At 72.1% G+C, this 24201-nt stretch carries 19 protein-coding genes; 13 read left to right on the top strand and 6 right to left on the bottom strand.

Annotation, left to right across the window (positions count from 1 at the left end):
• Positions 1 to 366: 366 nt before the first annotated feature.
• The 4 genes from HGB44_RS28425 (at position 367) to HGB44_RS28440 (ending at position 5515) form a co-directional block, all read left to right on the top strand.
• Complete coding sequence (locus HGB44_RS28425) at positions 367 to 1743, top strand: GGDEF domain-containing protein (RefSeq protein WP_061083120.1); 1377 nt, start codon at positions 367 to 369, stop codon at positions 1741 to 1743.
• An 84-nt stretch (positions 1744 to 1827) separates the two neighbouring features.
• The gene (locus HGB44_RS28430) at positions 1828 to 3051 is read left to right on the top strand and encodes a DUF4192 domain-containing protein (protein ID WP_061083119.1); all 1224 of its coding nucleotides are present in this window, start codon (positions 1828 to 1830) and stop codon (positions 3049 to 3051) included.
• A 140-nt stretch (positions 3052 to 3191) separates the two neighbouring features.
• Complete coding sequence (ettA, locus tag HGB44_RS28435; RefSeq protein ID WP_061083118.1) at positions 3192 to 4856, top strand: energy-dependent translational throttle protein EttA; 1665 nt, start codon at positions 3192 to 3194, stop codon at positions 4854 to 4856.
• A 137-nt stretch (positions 4857 to 4993) separates the two neighbouring features.
• Positions 4994 to 5515: a globin gene (locus HGB44_RS28440; protein ID WP_210752299.1), complete on the top strand. Its 522-nt coding sequence runs from the start codon at positions 4994 to 4996 to the stop codon at positions 5513 to 5515.
• Positions 5516 to 5570: 55 nt separating this feature from the next.
• On the opposite strand, the gene HGB44_RS28445 is transcribed toward HGB44_RS28440, so the two are convergent.
• Together HGB44_RS28445 and HGB44_RS28450 are read right to left on the bottom strand one after the other, a co-directional pair.
• Positions 5571 to 6014 (bottom strand): acyl-CoA thioesterase, encoded by a 444-nt coding sequence (locus HGB44_RS28445; protein WP_061083750.1) that lies wholly within the window; start codon positions 6012 to 6014, stop codon positions 5571 to 5573.
• 136 nt (positions 6015 to 6150) lie between these two features.
• Positions 6151 to 8244, bottom strand: a complete 2094-nt coding sequence (locus HGB44_RS28450) for a prolyl oligopeptidase family serine peptidase (protein ID WP_061083751.1) — start codon at positions 8242 to 8244, stop codon at positions 6151 to 6153.
• Positions 8245 to 8622: 378 nt separating this feature from the next.
• Between HGB44_RS28450 and HGB44_RS28455 the strand changes: the two genes are divergently transcribed.
• On the top strand, positions 8623 to 9123 hold the full coding sequence (locus HGB44_RS28455) for an HNH endonuclease (protein ID WP_017566033.1): 501 nt from the start codon (positions 8623 to 8625) through the stop codon (positions 9121 to 9123).
• Positions 9124 to 9219: 96 nt separating this feature from the next.
• The gene (locus tag HGB44_RS28460) at positions 9220 to 9423 is read left to right on the top strand and encodes an FmdB family zinc ribbon protein (protein ID WP_017566030.1); all 204 of its coding nucleotides are present in this window, start codon (positions 9220 to 9222) and stop codon (positions 9421 to 9423) included.
• A 54-nt stretch (positions 9424 to 9477) separates the two neighbouring features.
• Here HGB44_RS28460 and ilvD read toward each other — a convergent pair whose 3' ends face one another.
• Together ilvD and HGB44_RS28470 are read right to left on the bottom strand one after the other, a co-directional pair.
• Positions 9478 to 11340 carry a dihydroxy-acid dehydratase gene (ilvD, locus tag HGB44_RS28465; RefSeq protein WP_082768650.1) on the bottom strand — a complete coding sequence of 621 codons (1863 nt, stop codon included), beginning with the start codon at positions 11338 to 11340 and terminating at the stop codon, positions 9478 to 9480.
• Positions 11341 to 11581: 241 nt separating this feature from the next.
• Positions 11582 to 12367, bottom strand: coding sequence for a nuclease-related domain-containing protein (locus HGB44_RS28470; protein WP_061083615.1), 786 nt, complete (start codon positions 12365 to 12367; stop codon positions 11582 to 11584).
• Between the two features lie 213 nt (positions 12368 to 12580).
• Between HGB44_RS28470 and HGB44_RS28475 the strand changes: the two genes are divergently transcribed.
• The gene (locus HGB44_RS28475; protein WP_061083616.1) at positions 12581 to 14020 is read left to right on the top strand and encodes an amidase; all 1440 of its coding nucleotides are present in this window, start codon (positions 12581 to 12583) and stop codon (positions 14018 to 14020) included.
• 76 nt (positions 14021 to 14096) lie between these two features.
• On the opposite strand, the gene HGB44_RS28480 is transcribed toward HGB44_RS28475, so the two are convergent.
• A complete protein-coding gene (locus tag HGB44_RS28480; RefSeq protein WP_061083617.1) occupies positions 14097 to 15419 on the bottom strand; it encodes an MFS transporter in 1323 nt (440 codons plus the stop codon).
• Between the two features lie 195 nt (positions 15420 to 15614).
• Here HGB44_RS28480 and malQ point away from each other — a divergent pair, with 195 nt between their 5' ends.
• Entirely contained in the window at positions 15615 to 17648 is a 2034-nt protein-coding gene (gene malQ, locus HGB44_RS28485) for a 4-alpha-glucanotransferase (protein ID WP_061083618.1), read from the top strand.
• A 233-nt stretch (positions 17649 to 17881) separates the two neighbouring features.
• On the opposite strand, the gene pepN is transcribed toward malQ, so the two are convergent.
• Positions 17882 to 20428, bottom strand: a complete 2547-nt coding sequence (gene pepN, locus HGB44_RS28490) for an aminopeptidase N (RefSeq protein ID WP_061083619.1) — start codon at positions 20426 to 20428, stop codon at positions 17882 to 17884.
• Positions 20429 to 20636: 208 nt separating this feature from the next.
• Here pepN and HGB44_RS28495 point away from each other — a divergent pair, with 208 nt between their 5' ends.
• The 5 genes from HGB44_RS28495 to HGB44_RS28515 all read left to right on the top strand — a co-directional run bounded on the left by HGB44_RS28495 (position 20637) and on the right by HGB44_RS28515 (position 24073).
• Positions 20637 to 21272 carry a mycothiol-dependent nitroreductase Rv2466c family protein gene (locus HGB44_RS28495; RefSeq protein WP_061083620.1) on the top strand — a complete coding sequence of 212 codons (636 nt, stop codon included), beginning with the start codon at positions 20637 to 20639 and terminating at the stop codon, positions 21270 to 21272.
• A 141-nt stretch (positions 21273 to 21413) separates the two neighbouring features.
• The gene (locus HGB44_RS28500; protein ID WP_168444187.1) at positions 21414 to 21569 is read left to right on the top strand and encodes a hypothetical protein; all 156 of its coding nucleotides are present in this window, start codon (positions 21414 to 21416) and stop codon (positions 21567 to 21569) included.
• Positions 21570 to 21760: 191 nt separating this feature from the next.
• Positions 21761 to 23182: an aldehyde dehydrogenase family protein gene (locus tag HGB44_RS28505; protein WP_061083541.1), complete on the top strand. Its 1422-nt coding sequence runs from the start codon at positions 21761 to 21763 to the stop codon at positions 23180 to 23182.
• A 188-nt stretch (positions 23183 to 23370) separates the two neighbouring features.
• On the top strand, positions 23371 to 23520 hold the full coding sequence (locus HGB44_RS28510) for a hypothetical protein (RefSeq protein WP_168444188.1): 150 nt from the start codon (positions 23371 to 23373) through the stop codon (positions 23518 to 23520).
• Between the two features lie 85 nt (positions 23521 to 23605).
• Positions 23606 to 24073 carry a ribose-5-phosphate isomerase gene (locus HGB44_RS28515; protein WP_061083542.1) on the top strand — a complete coding sequence of 156 codons (468 nt, stop codon included), beginning with the start codon at positions 23606 to 23608 and terminating at the stop codon, positions 24071 to 24073.
• The last annotated feature ends 128 nt before the right edge of the window (positions 24074 to 24201 follow it).

Genomic DNA, 24201 nt, shown 5'->3' on the forward strand with positions numbered 1-24201 from the left:
GCGGTCGACACTCCGTGCCACACAGTGGCTACCGTGGTGGGTCCCTACGGCAGGATGCCCTAAAACGTCGCTGAGCCCAACCCCACGAAAACCGGGTGTCCTGAGTCCTGGGCCGCTGTCCACGACGATCGCACAATCAGCAATTAAGTTATTACCCAACGTAATGTAAAGTGGGGAGTGTCGCGGGACGGACGTGCCGCACCGCTGCCGGACTCCGACACCCCGTTGTCGTAACCGAATGGCACCGTAAGGGAACGCGCGGCGAAACAACCCCGTCGAAGGGAGAACCGTGGGAGGCGGTGGACCCATCAGAGGCGGGTGTAGGAGGCGGACGGTGGAGAGCGATGTGAGGAGGGAGGCGCAACGGTGAGCATCTCTGAGAAGCCGATCGCGCCGGCCGGGCGTCCCGAGGACGAACGTCCGCGCTGGCCGATCCTCCAGCAGCCCCGCGGACTGACCGTCTACATGGCGCTGCTCGTGGCCGCGACGCTGTTCCTGTTCGGAGGGGCGGTGGCGCTGACCGCACCCGCGGTCATGGACCTGGTCACCCTGGTCGCGCTGCTGGTGGGTGCCGTGCTCTGCGTCGAGGCGAGCCGCCGCCTCGGCACGCCGGCCGGGATCAACCGGGACTTCCTGGGGGCCTGGTGGTTTCCGGCGGTCCTCCTCCTGCCGCCCCTGTACACGCTGATCCTCCCGGTGCCGGTCTTCCTGGTGCTCCAGTACCGCACGCGCCGGGCCCTGCTCCACCGGCGGGTGTTCAACGCCGCCTCCATCGCCCTCTCCGGGTTCCTGGCCTCGGTGGCCTGGCACTCCATCTGGGGCGGCGGCCTCGTCGACGGGCTCGGCGGCACCCCCGACGCGCACGAGCACCTGATCACGGGTCCCGGTGTGCTCGTCGCGGTGCTGTGCTGCGCGGGCTTCACCGTCCTCAACAACCTGCTCGTCGCGGTGGCCGCGCGGATCAGCAACGGCCCCGGGCACGCCCTTCGGCCCATGTGGGACCGCGAGGCCCTCATCGTGGACACCGTCGAGTTATGTGTCGGCGTCACCGTCGCCATCCTCGCTCACCTGTCGCTGTTCCTGCTGGTCATCGCGGTTCCCCCGGTACTGCTGCTCCAGCGCAGTCTGATGTACCAGCAGCTCCAGATGGCCGCGCGGACCGACCCCAAGACCGGTCTGCTCAACGCCCCCACCTGGGAGCAGGAGGCGTCGGTGGAGATCGCCAGGGCCCGCTCCTCACGGGGCAGGGCTGCGGTGCTGATCATCGACATCGACCACTTCAAGAGGGTCAACGACAACCACGGGCACCTGTTCGGCGACCAGGTGCTGCTCGGCGTGGCCACCACCATCGCCCAGCAGCTGCGCCAGTCCGACCTGCTCGGCAGGTTCGGCGGTGAGGAGTTCGTGGTTCTGCTGCCCGGCTCCGACACGGCCGAGGCCTGGCGGGCGGCCGAGCGTCTGCGCTCCCAGGTGGGGCGCATGGAGATCGCGGTGGACGACGTGCCGGTGTCCATCACCATCTCGATCGGCGCGGCCGTCACCGGCGACCACGGCAACGACCTGGTGGAACTGCTCACCGCGGCCGACCTCGCGCTCTACCGGGCCAAGGAGACCGGCCGCAACCGTGTGTGCCTGCCCGCCGGGCGCCCCGGGGACGGCGGCAAGATCCCGGGACCGCGGGGAGGGGAGATTCCTGGTCACACGGGCTCCACAGACCCCACCGAGCACACCGAACTTCCCTGACCTGCGTCTTTGTGGTCTCTCGGAGTTGTCCACAGCGCGAAGAAGACGTTGCGCCCGAACCGCCGGGTCACGCACCGTGAAGATATGCACTCTGACCAGCCACACGACTCCCTCGGCCCCTCCGACCCCCGGCGCCCCCTCGACTCCGCGCGAGCCCCCGAGCGTTCCGCCCCGTCCGACCGTCCCACCGCGTCCGGGCACTCCCCGGACGACGGCGTCCCCGTCCCCTCCCCCCGGAGCCCCGGGGGGAGGAGGCCGTCCGGCCCCGCCGGGTCGGGCGCCGCCCTCACCCTCACCAACCCGACCGACATCATCGCGACCCTGCCCTACCTGGTGGGGACGCCGCCCGACCCGGGGATCGTGGTCCTCGCCGTACGCGACAAGGGCGTGCACTCGGCGTTCTGCGGCGACCTGGACCGCCTGGCCGCCGCCGGCGACCCGCTGGAGCGCGCGGCCGTCCCCGTCGACATGGCCGTCGCGGAGGGCTGCACCGCCCTGGTGGTCGTGGCCTACGGACCGCCCGAACGGGTCACGCCCTACGTCGACAGGATCCTGTCCGCGGCCCGGAGGCGGAGCCTGGCCGTCGTCGACGCCCTGCGGGTCACCGGCGGCCGGTACTGGTCCTACACCTGCGCCAGGACCGACTGCTGTCCGGTCGAGGGGACCGTGGTCAACGTGGACAGCTCCACCGTCCCGGCCAGCGCGGTCCTGCGCGGGATCGTCCCGGTTCAGCCGCTCTCCGCGGTCACGGCCGAGGCCGAGCGGGTGCGGGATTTCCTGCGGCCCGTGCACGGCCCCGAACGAGCCGCGATGGACGCCGTCGCCGAGGAGGTGCAGGCGCGCGCCCGGCGGCTCCTGGAACAGGGGATGCGGGGCGCCCTCACCGACCGCGGCCTGAGCGCCGTGCTCTCGGCGGTGCGGGCCGAACGGGCGGGCAGGGGCGTCACCGGCAGGGAGGAACTGGCCTGGTTGGGGGTCTACCTCGGTGAGATCCGGGTGCGCGACGAGGCGTGGGCGCGCATCACGGCCGAGGCGGCTCCCGCGCACCAGGAGCTGTGGGCCCGGGTCACCCGCCACCTGCCCCGGCACCAGCGCGCGGCACCCGCCTCGCTGCTGGCGGTCGCGGCCTGGCAGCGCGGGGACGAGCCCCTGGCCGCCGCGGCGCTGGACGTGGCCCTGGCCGCCGATCCCGGCTACTCCATGGCGGTGCTGATGAGCCGGGCCCTGGCCTGGGGGCTGCCCGTGGAGCGCTGGCGCGAGTTCACGCCCCGCTGGCTGCGCGCGAGGAGCCAGCGGCCGCAGGAGTGAGGGGAGAGGGTCTTCGCGGAACGCGGTCGGGTCCGCCGGGCGGTCACCGCCCCGTTCCGGCGGGACCCCCGCGCGGAACCGGCTCCCGCGGGCCCGGGCCATGGCGGGGGCACGGGTCGCGACACCCTAGGCTTGGACTCATGCCGGAGTACATCTACACCATGAACAACGTGCGCAAGGCGCACGGCGACAAGGTCGTCCTGGACAACGTTTCGGGGTCGTTCCTGCCCGGAGCCAAGATCGGCGTCGTGGGCCCCAACGGTGCGGGTAAGTCGACGCTTCTGAAGATCATGGCCGGCATCGAGCAGCCGTCCAACGGCGAGGCGAGGCTCATGCCCGGTTTCACCGTCGGCCTGCTCGCGCAGGAACCCCACCTCGACCCGGACAAGACCGTCCTGGAGAACGTCGAGGACGGCGTCGCCGAGACCAAGGCGATGCTGAACCGCTTCAACGAGATCGCCGAGCAGATGGCGACGGACTACTCCGACGACCTGCTCGAAGAGATGGGCAAGCTCCAGGAGCAGCTCGACCACCGGGGCGCCTGGGACCTGGACAGCCAGCTGGAGCAGGCGATGGACGCGCTGCGCTGCCCGCCCGGCGACGCCTCCGTCACCCAGCTCTCCGGTGGCGAGAAGCGCCGCGTGGCCCTGTGCAAGCTCCTCCTGGAGCAGCCCGACCTGCTGCTGCTCGACGAGCCCACCAACCACCTGGACGCCGAGAGCGTGAACTGGCTGGAGCAGCACCTGGCCAAGTACCCGGGCACCATCATCGCGATCACACACGACAGGTACTTCCTGGACCACGTCGCCACGTGGATCCTGGAGCTGGACCGGGGCCAGTTCTACCCCTACGAGGGCAACTACAGCATCTACCTGGAGACCAAGCAGGCCCGCCTGAAGGTCGAGGGCCAAAAGGACGTCAAGAAGGCCAAGCGGCTCAAGGACGAGCTGGAGTGGGTCCGCTCCAACGCCAAGGCCCGCCAGACCAAGAGCAAGGCCCGTCTCCAGCGCTACGAGGAGATGGCCGCCGAGGCCGACAAGACCCGCAAGCTGGACTTCGAGGAGATCCAGATCCCGCCGGGTCCGCGCCTGGGCAACACCGTGGTCGAGGTCAAGAACCTCACCAAGGGCTTCGACGACCGCGTGCTCATCGAGGACCTGAGCTTCTCGCTGCCGCCCAACGGCATCGTCGGCGTCATCGGCCCCAACGGTGTCGGCAAGACGACGCTGTTCAAGATGATCGTCGGTGAGGAGACCCCCGACCAGGGCAGGATCAACGTCGGCGAGACCGTCGAGATCTCCTACGTCGACCAGTACCGGGGCCGCATCGACGACACCAAGAACGTCTGGGAGACCGTCTCCGACGGCGAGACCTTCATCCAGGTCGGCAAGGTCGAGATCCCCAGCCGCGCCTACGTCGCCGCGTTCGGCTTCAAGGGCTCCGACCAGCAGAAGCCGTCCGGTGTGCTCTCCGGCGGTGAGCGCAACCGCGTGAACCTGGCGCTCACCCTCAAGCAGGGCGGCAACCTGCTGCTCCTGGACGAGCCCACCAACGACCTGGACGTGGAGACCCTCGGCTCGCTGGAGAACGCGCTGCTGGACTTCCCCGGCTGCGCCGTGATCACCTCCCACGACCGCTGGTTCCTCGACCGCGTCGCCACGCACATCCTCGCGTGGGAGGGCGACGCCAACTGGTACTGGTTCGAGGGCAACTTCGAGTCCTACGAGAAGAACAAGGTCGAGCGCCTGGGCCCCGACGCCGCGCGCCCGCACGCGGTCACCCACCGCAAGCTCACCCGCGACTGACGGACCGGGGCCGAGCGCCCCGTACGAAGCGGCGCCCCGGGCCCGCGGCCGGATCCCCGATCCGGCCGCGGGCCCTCGCGCGCTCCGCCCCGGCGGACGACTCGTCCGGGCCGGGGCGTTCGCATACCCTGGTGGCGATGACTTCCGCGCGCGATTCCCAGCAGAGCGCGGGCGACGAGCCCGTGCAGATGACGTTCTACGAGGCCGTGGGCGGTGAGGAGACCTTCACCCGCCTGGTCCGCCGCTTCTACGAGGAAGTGGCGGACGACCCCGTGCTGCGGCCCATGTACCCCGAGGAGGACCTCGGCCCCGCCGAGGAGCGCCTGCGCCTGTTCCTCATCCAGTACTGGGGCGGCCCCCGCACCTACAACGAGCAGCGGGGCCACCCCCGGCTGCGCATGCGGCACGTGCCGTTCCGCATCGGCGCCGCCGAGCGCGACCTGTGGCTCAGGCACATGCGCGTCGCCGTGGACTCCCTGGACCTGCACGAGGTCCTGGAGCGCCAGCTCTGGGAGTACATGGTCATGGCCGCGCACAGCATGGTGAACGTGCCCGAGGAGACCACCGCCCCCGAGGTGGCCAACCCGACCCGGGTATCGGTGTCCGCCAAGGGCGACGACGGGGACGACGGCGAGGCCGTCACCATCTCCCTCAAGTGACACCGGCCCGGAGTGACACGGCCGCCGGGACCGGGCCGCCCGGTCCCCGCGGCGCTCAGGCGTAGTCGGCGAGGAAGGCGCGCTCGACCTCGTTGAGCCGCCGGGCGCGCTGCGTGGGCACGTCGAAGCCGACCAGCACCGTCCTGGCCCGCAGGTACACCGTGGCCTCGTCCCGGATCTCGTAGGCCAGCGTGAAGCTGGCGTTGCGCACCTCGGTCACCCACAGCTCCACGCGCACCGGCTCCGACCGGGGCAGCAGCGGAGCCACGTAGTCCGCCTCCTGGCGGGCCACCACCATGGCGCCGAAGACCTCGTCGCCCTCGACGGCGCCGCCGTAGCGCAGGAAGGACACCCGGGCGTCCTCCAGGTAGGTCAGCATCCGCACGTTGTTGACGTGGTGCTGCGGGTCGAGGTCGGCGTAGCGGACCTGCGCGAGGTGCACGTGCCTCCGGGGCTCGGCCGCCCCGGTGTCGGCGGCTCCGGTCTCGGTCTGTGTCACGTCCGGGTCCTCTCGCGCTGTTCTCCTGGGGGAGCGGGTCCCTCGATTGTCTCAACGCTCCCCGGGGGAACGGGCGCTCCCCGGTGTCCGATCCCTGTGTTGTTGCTCTCGCGGGGCGGACACCGGGGAGGGGACCTCAGTCCACGGAGAGCCCCAGGTGGTGGGCGAGGAAGGCCAGCTGCTCGGAGTTGAGCGCCACGCTGCGGCTCACCGACCGCGAGCTGTGGCCCACCTCCGACTCCCGGCGCAGCAGGATCGGTCGCTCCTCGGGCGCTGCCGCCGTGGCGTGCTGCATCAGCGCGCACAGCTTGCGCGCGTGCAGCGGGTCCACGCGGGTGTCGTTGTCGAACACGGTGAACAGCGTCGCCGGGTAGCGGGTGCCCTCGCGCACGTTGTGGTAGGGCGAGTAGCCCAGCAGCCACCCCAGCTGCTCGGGGTCGTCGGCGGTGCCGTACTCGACGTTCCACAGCTGGCCCAGACCGAACCGCTCGTAGCGGACCATGTCCAGCAGCGGGGCCGAGCAGACCGCGGCGGTGAACAGGTCCGGCCGCTGGGTGACCATGGCCCCCACCAGCAGCCCGCCGTTGCTGCCGCCCATGACGGCCAGGTGTTCGGGGTCGGTCACCCCGGTCGCCACCAGGTGCTCGGCCGCCGCCGCGCAGTCGTCGAAGACGTTCTGCTTGTCGGCGAACATGCCCGCCCGGTGCCACTCCTCCCCCTCCTCCAGGCCGCCGCGCAGGTTGGCGACGGCGTACACGCCTCCCGCGCGCACCCAGGCCAGGGCCACCGCCGAGTAGGCGGGCGTGAGGGAGATGCGAAAGCCCCCGTAGCCGTACAGGATGGTCGGCCGCGGCCCCTCGGCGGGCGCCTGGGGCGAGACCACCAGCATGCGCACGGCCGTGCCGTCCCGGGAGGTGTAGGTGACCTGCTCCACCCGCACGTCGGGCAGGTCGATGTCACCGGGGGCCTCGGCCCACAGCGACACCTCGCCCGAGAGCGCGTCGTAGCGGTACACCGACGAGGGGTGGGTGCTGTCGGTGTAGCCGAACCACGCCTCGTGCCCGCCCTCGGGGCGTTCGACGAGTCCGGCCACCGTGCCCAGACCGGGCATGCCCAAACCGCCCAGGAGTTCGCCGGTGGCCAGGTCGTGCCGGGTGATCTCGCTGACGGCGTGGCGGCTGCGCAGGACCAGCAGTTCGGGCCGCTCCATCCCGGGGCCGTCCAGGACCGCGTACCCCTCCAGCACCGCCTCGGGGTCCTCCGGGACCAGGGTGGTCCAGTTCCCGTAGCCGGGGTCGGCGGGATCGGCCACGCACAGGCGTCCGCGCGGGGCGTCCCGGTCGGTGAACAGGTACAGGCGCCCGTCCCGGCCCACGTGCGGGTACAGGGAGGCGTCCACGCCCTCCTGGAAGGGGACCAGGCGCGGCGCGTCCAGGTTCCCGTCGGACAGGTCGGCGATCCACGCGTCGGTGGCCGCCGAGGTGCCGCGGTTGGCGAGCAGCACCAGCCAGCGGCCGTCCCGGCTCACGACCGGGGTGAAGTACTCGGTCTTGTCGCGGCCCTCGCCGAAGACCAGGGCGTCCTGGTCGGCGGGGGTGCCCAGTCGGTGCAGGTAGACGCGGCGGTGGTAGCTCTCCTCGCCCTCGGGCACCTGTTCCCGGGGGAGCCGGCGTACGTAGTAGAAGGCGGAGGAGTCGGGCAGCCACGCGATCGGGCTGTACCGGGCCCGCTCGACGGGCCCGTCCACCAGGTCGCCGCTGGCCACGTCCACGACGCGCAGCACCGACTCCTCGTCGCCGCCCTCGGAGAGCTGGTAGGCCAGGAGCGCGCCGGAGTGGTCGGGCTTCCAGGCGTCCAGTGTGGTCAGGCCCTGGGGGTCGAGCGCCCCGGGGTCCACCAGCACGCGCTCGGGGCCGTCGCCGTCCTGGACGTAGAGCACGCCGTGCTCCTGCTCGGCGGTGCGCCGGACGAAGAAGCGGCGGTCGCCCCGCCACACGGGCACTCCTACGCTTCCGGCGCCCAGCAGGGACCGCACCTGGTCGGCGAACCAGTTCCGTGTGGTGAACCGCGATGAGACCTCGGTGTACAGGGCGTCCTCCGCGGTAGCCCATTCCTTGGTCTGCGCCGAATCGCCCTCCTCCAGCCAACGGTAGGGGTCATCGACCGTGTGGCCGTGCAGGTTCTCGATGATGTCCAGCCGTGCGGCCGGGGGGTAGCGGAGTTCACGCATACTTCGCACCCTATCCACCGCCATCCACCCGGGTGTGCCCGGCGCGGCGCCAGTGTGAAACGGAGCGCCGTCAGCGCACAATGGAGCCGGGAAAAGGGAGAACACGCGGTTTCTGGGCGGCCCAGCGCAAATTGGGGTGGCGCCGGAGCGGTCCGACCACGCAAACTGAATGCGGGACGCAACTCGGCGGGACCACCGGGAGGTCCGTGTGGCAAGGCGTACGGAACCATCGATCCTCGGATCGGTGCACAGGGAGGTCTCCTGGCTGGCCGATCGGCTGGCCGGGGAGGAGACACGGCCGTCACAGACGACGGCTGGGGCGACGCGATGAGCGCCCGAAGCAGCCGGGAGGGTGGCACAGGGACCGCCCGCCGCCACGTGCTGCTGCTCAACGCCAGCTTCGAACCACTGACGACACTGCCCCTGCGCAGGGCGATCCTGCTCGTCCTGAGAGAGAAGGCGGAGGTCGTCCACCAGGACGACGCGGGCGCGATACTGCACTCGGCGACACGTGCCTACGACGTGCCGTCGGTCATCCGGCTCCGACGCTACATCAGCGTCCCCTACAGCCGCAGAGTGCCCCTCACCAGGGTGGCCCTCATGCGGCGCGACAGGCACACCTGCGGCTACTGCGGGAAGAAGGCCGAGACCATCGACCACGTCATCCCACGCAGCCGCGGCGGCGCGCACGTGTGGGAGAACGTGGTCGCCGCGTGCAAGCCGTGCAACCACCGCAAGGCCGACAAGTTCCTGGACGAACTCGGTTGGGAGCTGCACGTGACCCCCAAGGTGCCCAAGGGGCCCCACTGGCGCCTGATCAACGGTGACCTCCACGGCGACCCCCAGTGGGAGCCGTACATGGCCCACCTGGCTGCCTGATCCGGCGGAGCCGGGACCTCGCGTCCCACCCGGCGCCGCCGCCGACCCCGACCGCCCTCCGGCACACCCGCCGGGGGGCGGTCGTATCCTGACCGCATGCCCAGATACGACTTCCGCTGCCGCGAGTGCGGCGACACCTTCGAGCTCTCCCGTCCGATGGCGCGGGCCGGTGACCCGGCGACCTGTCCCCAGGGGCACGGCGACACGGTCCGGTTGCTGTCCACCGTGGCGGTGGGCGGACGCGCGTCCGCCCCCGCGCCCTCCGGTGGAGGGTGCTGCGGGGGCGGCTGCTGCTCCTGAGGGACGGGGGCGGTTTCGCCGCCCCCGTCTCTCGGCCTGCTACTTCTTTGCCTGCTACTTCTCCACCTGGGACACGTCGCGCGCGGCGCCGGTGGAGGCCGAGGTCGCCATGGCCGCGTAGGCGCGCAGCGCCGCGGTCACCGGCCGCTGGCGGTCGCGCGGCCTGAACCGGCCCAGCTCCTTGAGCAGGCGCTCGCGGCGCGTGTCGAGCTCCTCCGGGGAGACCTCCAGCACGATGCCCCGGTTGGGGATGTCGATGCTGATGACGTCGCCGTCCTCCACCAGCGCGATGTCACCGCCCGCGGCGGCCTCGGGGGAAGCGTGGCCGATGGACAGTCCCGACGTGCCGCCGGAGAAGCGGCCGTCGGTGATGAGGGCGCAGGCCTTGCCCAGACCGCGGCCCTTGAGGAAGCTCGTCGGGTACAGCATCTCCTGCATGCCCGGACCGCCCTTGGGGCCCTCGTAGCGGATGACCACCACGTCACCGGGCTCGATCCGCTTGTTGAGGATGCCGTCGACGGCGTCCTCCTGGGACTCGAACACCTTGGCGGGTCCGGAGAAGGTCCACAGCTCCTCCTCCACACCCGCGGTCTTGACGATCGCGCCGTCCGGGGCGAGGTTGCCGAACAGCACCGCCAGCCCGCCGTCCTTGGTGTAGGCGTGCTCGACGGAGCGGATGCAGCCCTTCTCCCGGTCGGTGTCCAGGGTGTCCCAGCGGGTGCTCTGCGAGTAGGCCTTCGTGGTGCGCTTTCCGCCGGGGGCGGCGTGGAACAGCTCCAGGGCCTCGGGTGAGACGGTGTCGGAGGCGATGTCCCACTCGGCGACGAACTCGCCGATCGTCTTGCCGTGCACCGTGGGCAGGGAGGTGTCCAGCAGGCCGCCGCGGGCCAGCTCGCCCAGGATGGAGGGGATGCCGCCCGCCCGGTGCACGTCCTCGATGTGGTACTTCTCGGTGTTCGGCGCGACCTTGCACAGGCACGGCACCCGGCGCGAGACCGCGTCGATCTCGGGCAGGCCGAAGCCGACACCCGCCTCGGTGGCGGCGGCCAGCAGGTGCAGGATCGTGTTGGTGGAGCCGCCCATGGCCACGTCCAGGGCCATGGCGTTGCCGAAGGCCTCGGGGGTGGCGATGGACAGCGGCAGCACGGAGGCGTCGTCGTCCTCGTAGTAGCGCTTGGCGGCCTCCACGACCAGGCGTCCGGCGTCCTCGTACAGGGCGCGGCGGGCGGTGTGGGTGGCCAGCACGGTGCCGTTGCCGGGCAGGGCCAGGCCGATCGCCTCGGTGAGGCAGTTCATCGAGTTGGCGGTGAACATGCCCGAGCAGGAGCCGCAGGTCGGGCAGGCGGCCTCCTCCATCTCGTCCAGTTCGGCCTGGGAGACGCTCTCGTCCGCCGCGGCGATCATGGGGTTGATCAGGTCCAGCTTGCGCACGGTGGTGGCGGTGCCCTCGACCACCGTGACCTTGCCCGCCTCCATGGGGCCGCCGGAGACGAACACCGTGGGGATGTTCAGGCGCAGCGCGGCCAGCAGCATGCCGGGCGTGATCTTGTCGCAGTTGGACACGCACACCAGGGCGTCGGCGCAGTGCGCGTTGACCATGTACTCGACCGAGTCGGCGATCAGCTCGCGGCTGGGCAGGGAGTAGAGCATGCCGCCGTGGCCCATGGCGATGCCGTCGTCCACGGCGATGGAGTTGAACTCGCGGGGGACGCCGCCCGCCTCGCGGATGGCGTTGGCGACGACCTCGGCCACCTCGCGCAGGTGGACGTGGCCCGGGACGAACTCGGTGAAGCTGTTGGCCACGGCCACGATGGGCTTGCCGAAGTCCTCGCGCTCCACACCGGTGGCGCGCATGAGGGCGCGCGCGCCGGCCATGTTCCTGCCGTGGGTGACCGTGCGTGAGCGTAGGACTGGCATGGGGTGGGCTCCCATCGTTGCGGGTGTTTCCCCTCGATGGTAGTCCTTCGTCGTACCGGTCTGGTCTCGTACTGGAAGACGGGCCATCCGGATCGTGAGACGGCGGTGGTGGGAGGGTCGGGCGCGGGCCGCTTCGCGGCCGGGTCGGGAGGGCGGGAAGGCCCTGGACACAGGAGGGCCCGGGTGCCACGGAGCCGTGGTCCGTCCCGGGCCGGAGCCGTGTCAGGGGGGTGGGGGCGTCTCAGTACCTGGGCGGCAGGGCCTTCAGTGCGGCCTGGTAGATCTCCTCGATCTCCTTCTCGGTGAGGCGGTCCCGGCCGCTGCGCAGCCACTTGCGGACCTTGGTGCCGGTGATGATGTCCACGCCCCGCAGCCGGTGGCTGTCCCAGGGCATGCCGGGGCCGTAGATGGCCAGCGACGCGCGCACCTTGATCTCACGCCCCAGTTCGGAGCTGATCAGGTCCTGCGCCCGCTTGGCCTCCTCCAGGGCCTCGTCGATGCGCTCGTTCTTGCTGAACCGCCCGTGGTAGAGCTTCTCCAGCTTGTTGCGCAGCGGAAGCCGCTTGTCCCACGACTCGGAGTCGATGGCGAACGCGCCCCGTCGGCCCACGATGAAGTGGTCGATCTGGCCGTTGCCGCCGGGCACCGCGCGCGCGTGCAGGACGCGGTAGCCGAGCTGCTTCATCACCTTGAGCTGTGCCTCGGTCTTGCGCTGGGCCGCCGAGGGCTTGCGCCAGCGCGGGATCTCCGACTCGCGACGGGACGCGTACACCATGACCCCGGCCAGGGTGAGGACGCCGAAGGTGACGCCGGTCCGCCAGTCGGAGGTGAGCAGGCCGACCAGGACGGCCACCACGGCGGCACCGCCGCCGCGCACCACCCACCTGCGTGCGGTCTGGTTGGACCGCAGGGCGCCGTAGACCGCCTTGCCGCCCGAGGTGTCCTTCTTTTTTCTCTGGTTGGGGAAAAAGAGGGCTTCGGGCCTTTCGGGGTCCGGTCCCTCGGACGATGGAGTGGAGCCGTTCACTCTGGTAGCCGATTTCACGTCGGACAGGTTAGTTCGATCCATATCCGAGTCCTAGTGCATTACTTCTCACACTTTTCTATCCCCTGTTCCTTGGCGTGCAAGCGTGTCAGCCGCCTCAGGACAGGGAATGCTTACCTTTCGGTCAGTCTCTCTGGAGAAGTCGGGTCCTCCTTCCCGTGGTGCCCTGCGGTGTGCCCGCTAATCTGACTCGCCATGACCCAGATCCATGACCTTCCGGCCCACCGCCTCCTCGCGATGGTCCGCAGTCGTGAGCTGTCGCCTACTGAGATCACTGAGCACTTCCTGGACCGGATCGAGAGGTACGACCACCTCGTCGGTGCGTACATTACGGTCACCCCGGAAAAGGCGCTCGAACAAGCCCGTTACGCGCAGAACCGGGTGATGGCCGACACGCCGGACGCCTTACCGCCCCTCCTCGGGCTCCCCGTACCCGTCAAGGACCTCGACCCGGTCGCCGGGGTCCGCATGACCCAGGGCTCGCCGGTCTTCCGTGACGCCGTCGCCCCGACCGACTCCGGCATGGTCGCCCGGCTGCGCGCCGCGGGCGCGGTCCTGCCGGGAAAGACCAACACCCCCGAGTTCGGGTCGAGCTGCTACACCGAGAACGCCGTCGCCCCGCCCTCCCGCAACCCCTGGAACACCGACCTGTCCCCGGGCGGCTCCAGCGGAGGCGCCGCGGCGGCCGTCGCCGCCGGACTCGCCCCCGCGGCCCAGGGCAGCGACGGCGGCGGCTCGATCCGCATTCCCGCCAGCGCGTGCGGGCTCTTCGGTCTCAAACCCACCCGCGGCCGGATCTCCGGCGCGCCGCTCAAGCCCGACCTCGCGGGCCTGTCCACCGCCGGACCACTCACCCGCGGCGTCCGCGACGCCGCCCTCCTCCTGGACGCCATGGCCTTCTCCGGACCGGGTGACCACTTCACCGCCCCGCCCCTGCCGCCGGGCGAGACGTTCGCCGACCACGTGGACCGCGAACCCGGACGCCTGCGCATCGGCTGCCACGCCACCACCGGCTCCGCGGGGATCCCCGTGCACCCCCACGTCCTGGCCGCGCACGAGGAGGCCGTCCGTCTCCTGACCGACCTGGGACACGAGGTGGAGGAGGTCCCCGCCCCCGGGGACGCCCACTTCGGCGGCTCCTTCATGGCGGACTTCGGGGTGGTCTGGGCGGCGATGGCCTCGGCCACACCGGTCGCCCCCGCCCGAGAGGCCGAGCTGAGCCCCCTCAACCGGTTGCTGCGCGGGAGGGCCCGCGCCACGCCCGTCCCCGACTACATCGCCGCCTGCGCCCGCCTCCAGCGCGGCGTCCGCTCCCTCGTCGCCGCGACCGAGCCCCTCGACGCGGTGCTCTCGCCCGTGCTGGCCGCGCCCCCGGTCCCGTTGGGGCACTTCACCGGCGACGGTCCCGAGGAGGAGTTCCGGCGGATGACCGCGTTCGCGCCGTTCACCTCGGTCTACAACGTCTCGGGCCAGCCCTCGGTCAGCGTCCCCCTGCACTGGTCGCCCGAGGGGTTGCCGATCGGCGTCATGCTCACCGGCCGCATGGGAGGCGAGGGCACACTGCTGTCGCTGTCCGCGCAGCTCGAACGCGCGCGCCCGTGGGCCCACCGCGCCGCGCGGGTCCGCGTCGGCTGACCGGCACGGGCCCGTCCCCTCCGCCAACGCAGGTCAGCACTCCCATGACACACCAGCAACGTTTCTGGCCGGTCCGCTAACGGGACTCGTCGGGCGCGGCGGCCGCCTCGGCGCCCGCCGCCGCGCCGTGCACCGGCGGAGCCTCCAGCACGCTCCCGACGTCCTCGACGGCGGGGCCGCCCGACCCCTCGTCGGCCTCGGGGCGTGGCTCGGGCACGAACAGGCTCAGCAGCGCCGACACCAGCACCAGCAGCGCGGCCCCCAGCATGCCGCCCGCGATCCCCATGAGGTCGATCAGGCCGCCGGACAGCGGACCGGCCACCGCCCCGCCCACGCCCAGCGCCGTGGACATCCACCCGAAGGCCTCGGCCCGCCGACGCGCGGGGGCCAGGTCGCCCAGACGGCCCATGACCGCGGCCAGGGTCGGCGCCAGCGCCATACCGGACAGGAACAGCAGCGGTGTGATCAGCAGGGGCGTCGGCAGCTGCGCGACCGGCGGCACGAACGGCACCAGCACCGCCACGCCCAGCGCCGAGCCGAAGCAGCGGCGAACCAGGTGGGGGCGGCCGCGCAGCGCGCCCGCGATCGCCCCGCCCACCAGCGACCCCAGCGCCCACACCGAGGCCAGCACCATCACGTACTGCGGGGCGCCGAGCTCGTTGGCCCACGCCACGATCACCAGGTCCACGCCCATGATCCCGCTGACCATCAGCAGACACATGAGGAACAGCGCCACCAGTGCCGGGCTGCGCAGCAGGCTCCGGCGGGGACCCCGCGGCTCCTCCCCGGCTCCCTCCTCGACCAGCGCGGGACCGGTCACCCCGGCCCGCCGCAGCCCGAGCGCGAACCCGACCGAGCCGAGCAGCGCCACCACCGACAGCAGCACCAGCGCCCAGCGCGCGCCGGCGAAGGCCACCACGCCAGCGGTCATGATCGGGGAGAAGACGAAGAGCAGCTCCTGGGTGGTCGCCTCGGCCGCGTAGATCGCCTGCCGTTCGGGACCGCGCGTCAGCCGCGGCCACAGCGCCCGCACGATCTGGTTCGCCGGGGAGCCGAACACTCCGGTGCCCAACGCGAGCGGGAGCGAGAGCCACCACAGCTGCGCGGGGAGAAGGACCAGGCCCAGCAGACCCGCGCTGAACACCACGCCGCACACCAGCACCAGCCGGTCGGTGCCGCCCCGGTCGGCCATCCGCCCGCGCAGCGGCCCCACCAGCGCCATGCCCAGGGTGAAGGTGCCCGCGACCAGCCCGGCCAGTGTGTAGGAGCCGGTCCACCCCTCCACCAGGAAGGTGACCGCGATCATCAGCCCCGGCATGTAGAAGCGCGCGGCCAGGGACCAGGCCAGCAGGGGCAGGACGTGGGGGACGGCGAAGAGCCGCCGGTAGTTCGCGAGCACACCCCGATTATGCAGATGTCCAGGACACACGGCGATCGATTTGACGGCCTGTGCAGAGCGCCCCTTTGTACGTGCTGGACAGTCCGGAGGCGCCGCGCGGGGAGCCGTTATCGGCCCGCACCCCGGACACGTTCTGGTCCCACGCCGGAACGGCCTCCGGTGTACGGAGCCCCTGGTAGGGCATGATCGGATTCTGTGAGGGACGTTCAGCTGGCACGGTTGGCAGAGCAGCACGGAGTCGCGACGACCTACGAGGACTGGCGGGGGCGCAGGGTTCCGGTCAGTCCCGACACCATTCGCCATGTCCTGGCCGCCCTGGGCGTGGACCCGGCGGCCCCGGTCCCCGGGACGGCCCCGGGCCCGCTGCCGCCCGCGGTGGTCGTCCGCGAGGGCAAGGCGCCCGACCTCGTGCTCCCCGAGGGGGCGCACAGCGTCGTCGAGACCTCCGGCGGCTCCCTGCTGCCCTTCGGCCCCGGACTGCCGCTGGGCGTGCACACCCTGCGCGTCACCGACGGCGCCGCCGAGCGCACCGCGCCCCTGCTCGTGGCCCCCGACCGCATCGAACCCAGCGCGCTCAGGGACAACCCGCGCCTGTGGGGGATCATGGCGCAGGTCTACAGCGTGCGCTCCCGCGCCTCCTGGGGCACCGGCGACCTGCGCGACCTCGCCGAGCTCACCGACTGGAGCGCGCGCGACCTGGGCGCCGACTTCACCCTGATCAACCCGGTGCACGCCACCGAACCGCTGCCCCCGGTGGAGCCCTCGCCCTACCTCCCGGTGAGCCGCCGCTACGCCAGCCCCCTCTACATCCGCATCGAGGACGTGCCCGAGTACGCCCGGCTCGACCCCGCCCAGCGCGAGGGCATCCAGCGCCTGGCCCGGCCGCTGCGCGAACGCGGCCGCACCGCCGACCTCCTCGACCGCGACTCCGTGTGGAGGGCCAAGCGCACCGCCCTGGAGGTGCTCTTCGAGGCGCCCCGCGCCCCCGGCCGCGAGGCGTCCCTGCGCGCCTACCTCGAACGCGAGGGCCGACCGCTGGTCGAGTTCGCCACCTGGTCGGCCCTGGCCGAGCAGCACGGCACCGACTACCGGGCCTGGCCGCACGGGCTGCGCGGGGTCCACAGCCGCGCCGTCGGTGAGGAGGCCCTGCGCAGGTGGCCCGCCGTGGAGTTCCACCGCTGGCTCCAGTGGATCCTCGACGAACAGCTCTCCCAGGCGCAGACCACCGCCGAGACCGGCGGGATGGCCGTCGGTATCGTGCACGACCTGGCGATCGGCGTGCAGGCGGGAGGCGCGGACGCGTGGATGTACGGGGACGCGCTCGTGCCCGGACTGCACGTGGGGGCGCCCCCGGACGAGTTCAACCAGCAGGGGCAGGACTGGGGCCAGCCCCCCTGGCACCCCCGGCACCTGGCCGAGCGCGGCTACGAACCGTTCCGCCAGATCCTCGCCCAGGCGTTCCGCTACGCGGGCGGGGTCCGCATCGACCACGTCATGGGCATGTTCCGGCTCTGGTGCGTGCCCGAGGGCGCCTCCGCGGCCGAGGGCGCCTACGTCAGGTTCGACCACGAGGGCATGGTGGGCACGCTCGCCCTGGCCGCCCACCGGGCGGACGCCGTCGTGGTCGGGGAGGACCTGGGTACCGTGGAGCCGTGGGCGCGCGGGCACCTCGCCGACCGCGGGGTCCTGGGCACCTCCGTGCTGTGGTTCGAGCAGGACGCCGACGGACGCCCGCGCCCGCCGGGGGAGTGGCGCACCGACTGCCTGGCCACGGTCGCCACCCACGACCTGCCGCCGGTGGCGTCGTTCCTGTCCACCGAGCACGTGGAGCTGCGCGGCCGGCTGGGGCTGCTCGGCCGCCCCGTGGAGGAGGAGCGCGCCGACGCGGAGTCCAGGGTGGAGCGCTGGCGCGAGCTCCTGGTGGAGCTGGGCCTGCTCGACGACGACGTCGACCCGGTGGCCGACCCGGCCGCCGTGGTGGCGGCCATGCACGCCTACCTGGTGGCCACCCCCGCCCGCATGATCGGGGTCGCGCTCACCGACGTGGTGGGGGAGCGGCGCATGCAGAACCAGCCCGGCACCAGCGACGAGTACCCGAACTGGCGCATCCCGCTCACCAGCGGAGAGGGCGAGCCGGTCCTGGTGGACGAGCTCCTCGCCGACCCGCGCATGGTGGCGCGCATCCGCCGCACCCTCGGACCGGTCGGCGGCCGTGACCGCACCCCCTAGCGAGCCCGGAACCGTTGCCGGTGTGACATGAGGGATCCTGACCTGCGGTGAGGGACGACTGGTCCGGTGCGCCCTTTCGGTCCCGGAACCGGTCGCCGGGGCAGGCGCCTCCGACGGACGCCCGCGGGGCGGTCCCCGACCCTCACCCGGGAGCGGCCCGCACGGCCGGAGCCGAACACACGGACGCGCCCGCCCCGCCTGCGACGGCGGGGCGGGCGCGCCGCTTCCCCGCCCTACTTCTGGCGCTCTCCCGCGGCGATGTCGGTGGCCCGGGCGCGCAGGGCCCGCTCCACTCCCGCGCGGCCCTCGACCAGCAGGCGCCGAAGCGCCGGGGCCGGGTCGGACTCGGCGATGTAGGCGTCCGTGCGCTCCAGCGTCGCCTCCTCCACCAGACCGCTCGGGTACACCACCTCGGCGAAGGTCTGCGCGAACTCGCCCGTCCACTTCTCCCAGGCCGGGCCCAGCTGCGCGAAGTACCTCTCCGCGTACGGCCGGTACAGCTCGGCCTGGCCCGGCTCGGTGAAGCCCAGCAGGACCGCGCGGAACTCGGCGTTGGCCAGCTCCTCGCCCACGATCCGCTCCCACGCCGCGGCCTTGGCCTCGGCGGTGGGGATCGCGGCCCGGGCCCCGGCGGCGTTGCGCTGTCCGGTCGCAGTGGCGTCGCGCTCCAGCTCGGCGGCGATCTCCGCCTCCCCGGCCTTGCCCGTCGCGACCAGGCGGCGCAGCAGCGTCCACCGCAGGTCGGTGTCCACGACCAGCCCGTCCACGGTGATCGCGCCGTCCAGCAGGCCCCGGACCAGGGACAGGTGGGCGTCGCTCGCCGCCGAGGCGGCCAGCGCGTTGGCGTAGGCCAGCTGGAGGTCGCCACCCGGCTCGGCCGCGGTCAGCAGCTCGCGCAGCCGCTCGGAGAGCTGCTCGAAGCCGAACGGGCGCCACGCCGGGTCGGCGTACATGTGCAGCGCCGAGTTGGCCTGGCGCAGCAGGGTCTGGGCGACCATGACGTCGTTCACGCCGCTGATCCCGGAGATGACCAGGGAGACGTAGTCGCGGGCGGCCATCTCGCCGTCGCGGGTCATGTCCCAGGCGGCGCCGAAGGCCAGCGCGCGGGGCAGGGACTCGCGGATCTCGCCGACGCCCTCCACCACGGTGCGCAGGGAACGCTCGTCCAGGCGGACCTTGGTGAAGGTCAGGTCGTCGTCGTTGATCAGGACCAGGTCCGGCCGGACCCGGCCGACCAGCTCCGGCACCTCGGTGCGCTCTCCGCGCACGTCCAGCTCCACGCGCTCACGGCGCACGACGCCCTCGTCGGTGCGGTCGTACAGGCCGATCGCCAGACGGTGCGAACGCAGCGTCGGGTGGTCGGCCGGGGCCTCCTGGAGCACGGTGAACGAGGTGAAGCGGCCCTCGGCATCCACCTCGAACTCCGGGCGCATCGTGTTGACGCCCGTGGTCTCCAGCCAGTCGCGCGACCAGCCCGACAGGTCGCGGCCCGAGGCGGCCTCCAGGTGCTTGAGCAGGTCCCGCAGCTCGGTGTTGCCGAACGCGTTCTCCTTGAAGTAGGCGCGCACGCCCGCGAAGAACGCGTCCACGCCCACGTACGCCGCGAGCTGCTTGAGCACCGAGGCGCCCTTGGCGTAGGTGATGCCGTCGAAGTTGACCTCGACCGCCTGGATGTCGACCATGTCGGCGGCGACCGGGTGGGTGGAGGGCAGCTGGTCCTGGCGCAGCGCCCAGCTCTTCTCCACGTTCGCGAACGTCGTCCAGGCGTCGGTCCACTTGGTGGCGTTGGCCTGGCAGTACACGCTGGCGTAGGTCGCGAACGACTCGTTCAGCCACAGGTCGTCCCACCAGCGCATGGTGACCAGGTCGCCGAACCACATGTGCGCCATCTCGTGCAGGATCGTCTCGGCGCGGCGCTCGTAGCGGGCGTCGGTGACCCGCGAGCGGAAGACGTAGTCCTCCAGGAACGTGACCGCGCCCGCGTTCTCCATGGCGCCCGCGTTGAACTCGGGCACGAACAGCTGGTCGTACTTGCCGAACGGGTAGCGCAGGTCGAACAGGCCGTGGAAGAAGTCGAAGCCCTGCTTGGTGACCTCGAACAGGGCGTCGGAGTCCAGGTGCTCGGCCAGCGAGGCGCGGCAGTACAGGCCCAGCGGGATGCCGTCGTGCTCGTCGCGCACCACGTGGTAGGGGCCCGCGATCAGCGCGGTGATGTAGGTGGACATCACCGGCGTGGCCGGGAAGTGCCAGCGCACCCGCTCCTCGCCTGCGGCCTCGCGCTCCACGTCGGGCGCGCTGTTGGACACGACCTCCCACGAGGGGGGAGCGAACACCGTCAGCTCGAAGGTCGCCTTGAGGTCGGGCTGGTCGAAGCACGCGAACATGCGGTGCGCGTCGGCCGTCTCGAACTGGGTGTACAGGTACACCGAGTCGTCGACCGGGTCCACGAACCGGTGCAGGCCCTCGCCGGTGCGCATGTACGCGGCGTCGGCGACGACCGTCAGCTCGTTGTCCGCGGCCACCTCGGGGAGGACGAGTCGCTCGCCGTCGAACAGCTCGGCCGCGTCCAGTTCGGCGCCGTTGAGCGTCGCCGTGCGGATCGCGGGGGCGGCCAACTCGACGAACGTCCTCGCCCCGGGCTCCGAGCTGGAGAACCGGATCACGGTGGTGGACCTGAAGGTCTCGGCACCGGTGGTCAGGTCCAGCTCCACGGCGTAGGAGTCGACGCTGAGAATCCGCGCCCGCTCGCGAGCCTCGTCCCGTGTCAGGTTCCCTGCCACGCCACGCTCCCTCCACGGCCGTCGTCGCCGGCCGGATCGTTGCCGACCACGGCGAGTCCGCCGCCTGGGTGGAGCGTCGTCGGGGCCGGAGGTCGTCTTCTCGCCTCGATCCTGCCACGCGCCGGGACGGAATGCGCAACCGATAACCGGGGTTGCACTCCTAAGGTCTGAAGTGTGCACACCTTTTTTCGTGTTTGGAGGAGCAGCTATGACGCAGACCCCCGGCTCCGGCGACGGGCAGGAGACCGTCCACGCGGACATGTGGTTCGACCCCGCGTGCCCGTGGGCCTGGATCACCTCGCGCTGGCTCGTCGAGGTGGAGAAGGTCCGGCCGGTCCGCGTGCGCTGGCACGTGATGAGCCTGGGCGTGCTCAACGAGGGACGCGACCTGCCCGAGGACTACCGTGAGAGCATCGACAGGTCCTGGGGGGCGGTGCGGGTGTGCGTCGCGGCCGAGCAGCGCTTCGGCCCCGGGGTCCTGGGCGGCCTGTACGCGGCCCTGGGCACCCGCTTCCACAACGGCGGCGAGCCGCGCACCACGGACACGGTCCGCGCGGCGCTGACCGAGGTCGGGCTGCCCGAGGACCTGGTCGGGGCGGGTGCGTCCACCGAGTACGACGAGGCCCTGCGCGCCTCGCACGCCGAGGCGATGAAGCTGGTCGGCGAGGACGTGGGCACCCCCGTCGTCCAGGTCGCCGACACCGCCTTCTTCGGGCCGGTCGTCACGCCGATCCCGCGCGGCGAGGCGGCCGGGAAGCTCTGGGACGGCGTGCTCCTGGTCGCCGGGACCGACGGGTTCTTCGAGCTCAAGCGGACCCGCACCCGGAATCCCGTCTTCGACTGACCCCTGCCCCGCCGGGCCGGGGTCCGCGGCCCCGGCCCGGCGGGGCGGACAGCCGCGGCGCGCCGGGACGGGTGCACACTGGAGACGAACACCGGCGGCGGGCAGGGGCCCGCCGCGACGAACGCGAAGGGAGCGGGGGCCGTGTCCGGACCCGACGACGAGCGCAGGGTCGACTTCCTCGACGACCTCGACATCCTGCCCGACACCACCGGCGACGAGAGGGGCCCCGGCTGGGGCGACTCCGACGACGACTCCACCGCGCGCCTCCTCTCCGAGCGCCCCCCGCACTGGGACTGACCGGGCGCGCTGCCGACCCGACGGTCGGCCCCGGCGCCCCCGCGCGGAGCTGACCCGGAGCCCTCGCACCGCCACCGACCCGGGACCCCGGCGGGCGGGGCGGGAGGCCGCCGGGATCCCGGCATCGGGGAAAGCACCGGCCCGGCGTCCCGGGCTGGTCAACCCGAATCCCGTTCTGCGACAGTGGGGCCATGCGATCCCTCTACATCGACGGCGCCTGGCGCGACTCCGCCTCCCGTGAGGCACTGGACGTGGTCAACCCGGCGACCGAGCAGGTCATCGACACCGTTCCGGCCGGGGCGGCCGAGGACGTCGACGCCGCGGTCGCGGCGGCAGCGGCGGCCCTCCCCGCCTGGTCCGCCCTCACGCCAGGGCAGCGCGTCACCCACCTGGCCAAGGCCCTGGAGCTGTTCAACGCCCGCATCGACGACATCGCCGCGGTGCTCACCCGGGACATGGGTGCCCCCGTGGTGTTCGCCCGCAAGGTCCAGGCGGGCCTGCCCGCCCTCATGTTCCAGACCTACATCGACCTGGTCGAGGAGAGCGGCGAGCGCTACTTCGGCGGCGAGAGGGTGGGCAACTCGCTCATCGTGCGCGAGCCCGTCGGCGTGGTCGGCGCCATCACCCCGTGGAACTACCCGCTCCACCAGATCGTGCTCAAGGTCGTCCCCGCCCTCCTGGCGGGCAACACCGTCGTCCTCAAACCCAGCGAGGTCGCCCCGCTCAGCGCCTACGCCCTCACCGAGGTGTTCCACGAGGCGGGCCTGCCCGCGGGCGTGTTCAACCTGGTGTCGGGCACCGGCCCGGTCGTCGGTGAGGCCATCGCCGCGCACCCCCGCGTGGACATGGTGTCCTTCACCGGCTCCACGCGCGCCGGGACCCGGGTCAGCCAGGTCGCCGCGGAGACCGTCAAGAAGCTCGCCCTGGAACTGGGAGGCAAGTCCCCCAACGTCATCCTGCCCGGCGCCGACCTGACCAAGGCGGTCAAGCGCGGCGTCGCGGACGTCATGCGCAACACCGGGCAGAGCTGCAACGCGCTCACCCGCATGCTGGTGCACCGCGACTCCTACGAGGAGGCGGTCGCCCTGGCCGCCGAGTCCGCCTCCAAGTACGCGCCCGGCGACCCCGGGGACGAGGCCACCCGCATGGGCCCGCTGGTCTCCGCCGACCAGCTGGAGCGGGTCCGCTCCTACCTCGCGCTCGGCGTGGAGGAGGGCGCCCGCCTGGTCACCGGCGGCCCCGAACCGGTCGAGGGCCGCGCGAACGGCTACTACGTCAGCCCGACGGTCTTCGCCGACGTGAGCAACGGCATGCGCATCGCCCAGGAGGAGATCTTCGGCCCGGTGCTGGTCCTGATCCCCTACGACACGGAGGAGGAGGCGGTCGCCATCGCCAACGACACCGTGTACGGGCTCAACGCCGCAGTGTGGTCCGGCGACCCCGAGCGGGGACTGGCCGTCGCCCGGCGCCTGCGGGCCGGACAGGTGGAGGTCAACGGCGGCGCCCTCAACCCGCGCGCACCCTTCGGCGGCTACAAGCGCTCCGGCAACGGCCGTGAGTGGGGCGCCCACGGCCTGGAGGAGTTCTGCGAGGTCAAGGCCCTCCAGCTGTGACGCCGATCGTGCGCCGGGCCCCGCGGGGCCCGGCGCACGATCCGGTACCGCGGGCCCGCCGGCGGGTGTGCGCGGACTCACGGTCCCCGCGGCCCCTCGCGTGGAATCGGCCCCGGTGAGGACCACGTTGTGCGGTGTGGAAAAATTTCCGACGGGATATCCCCGGTCGAACCCTAACGAGGTGGAAGTTGAGCAAGAAGCCCGCGGTCTCCAAGGCAGGTCCGATCGGTAAGGACCTCAAGGCGATCGTCCTCTACAACGTGATCGCCATCGGCTCGATGGCCCTCTTCGCCGTCCTCGGGCTGAGTGTCGCCGCTGCGGCCTCCGGCTCCCTCTGAGGGACACGAGTACCACCGCGCCCCGTCTCGCCCCAGCGAGCGGGGCGCTGCGCTTGTCACCGCCGTGACCTGCCAGACTGGACCCGTGCGTGTTTACCTTGGATCAGATCATGCGGGCTACGAGCTCAAAGAACACCTCGTCTCCTGGCTGAGGGAGCAGGGCCACGACGTCGTCGACGCCGGGCCCGCCGCCTACGACGCCGCGGACGACTACCCGCCCTTCGTGCTGCGCGCGGCCGAGGGGGCCGCATCCGACAAGGGCGCCCTGGGCGTCGTCATCGGCGGCTCCGGCAACGGCGAGCAGATCGCCGCGAACAAGGTCAGGGGCGTGCGCGCGGCCCTGGCCTGGAGTGAGGACACCGCCCGCCTGGCGCGTGAGCACAACGACGCCAACGTGCTCAGCCTCGGCGCGAGGATGCACTCCGAGCAGGAGGCCACCCGGTTCGTGGAGGTCTTCCTCGCCACTCCGTACAGCGACGAGGACCGGCACACCCGCCGCATCGCGATGCTGACGGCCTACGAGGAGACCGGCGAGCTCCCCCCGCTCCCCTGAGCGGTGTTCTCGGGGACCTCCGCTCCGCTTTGGCCCGCCCGTCTCCCGCCACCGCCCGTCGGAGGTGCTCCGAGGCGGGGCGGGCCAGCGCCCTCAACGGACGCCTACGGCGCGGTCCTGCCTGCAGT

The organism is Nocardiopsis alborubida, from assembly GCF_012396365.1.
GTDB lineage: Bacteria > Actinomycetota > Actinomycetes > Streptosporangiales > Streptosporangiaceae > Nocardiopsis > Nocardiopsis alborubida.

Excerpts from the sequence above, each read along its gene's own strand:
- HGB44_RS28460 (WP_017566030.1), top strand. The coding sequence starts at position 9,220 with ATGCCCAGATACGACTTCCGCTGCCGCGAGTGCGGCGACACCTTCGAG.
- ilvD (WP_082768650.1), bottom strand. The coding sequence starts at position 11,340 with ATGCCAGTCCTACGCTCACGCACGGTCACCCACGGCAGGAACATGGCC.
- HGB44_RS28430 (WP_061083119.1), top strand. The coding sequence starts at position 1,828 with ATGCACTCTGACCAGCCACACGACTCCCTCGGCCCCTCCGACCCCCGG.
- ettA (WP_061083118.1), top strand. The coding sequence starts at position 3,192 with ATGCCGGAGTACATCTACACCATGAACAACGTGCGCAAGGCGCACGGC.
- HGB44_RS28495 (WP_061083620.1), top strand. The coding sequence starts at position 20,637 with ATGACGCAGACCCCCGGCTCCGGCGACGGGCAGGAGACCGTCCACGCG.
- HGB44_RS28450 (WP_061083751.1), bottom strand. The coding sequence starts at position 8,244 with ATGCGTGAACTCCGCTACCCCCCGGCCGCACGGCTGGACATCATCGAG.
- HGB44_RS28505 (WP_061083541.1), top strand. The coding sequence starts at position 21,761 with ATGCGATCCCTCTACATCGACGGCGCCTGGCGCGACTCCGCCTCCCGT.
- HGB44_RS28475 (WP_061083616.1), top strand. The coding sequence starts at position 12,581 with ATGACCCAGATCCATGACCTTCCGGCCCACCGCCTCCTCGCGATGGTC.
- HGB44_RS28440 (WP_210752299.1), top strand. The coding sequence starts at position 4,994 with ATGACTTCCGCGCGCGATTCCCAGCAGAGCGCGGGCGACGAGCCCGTG.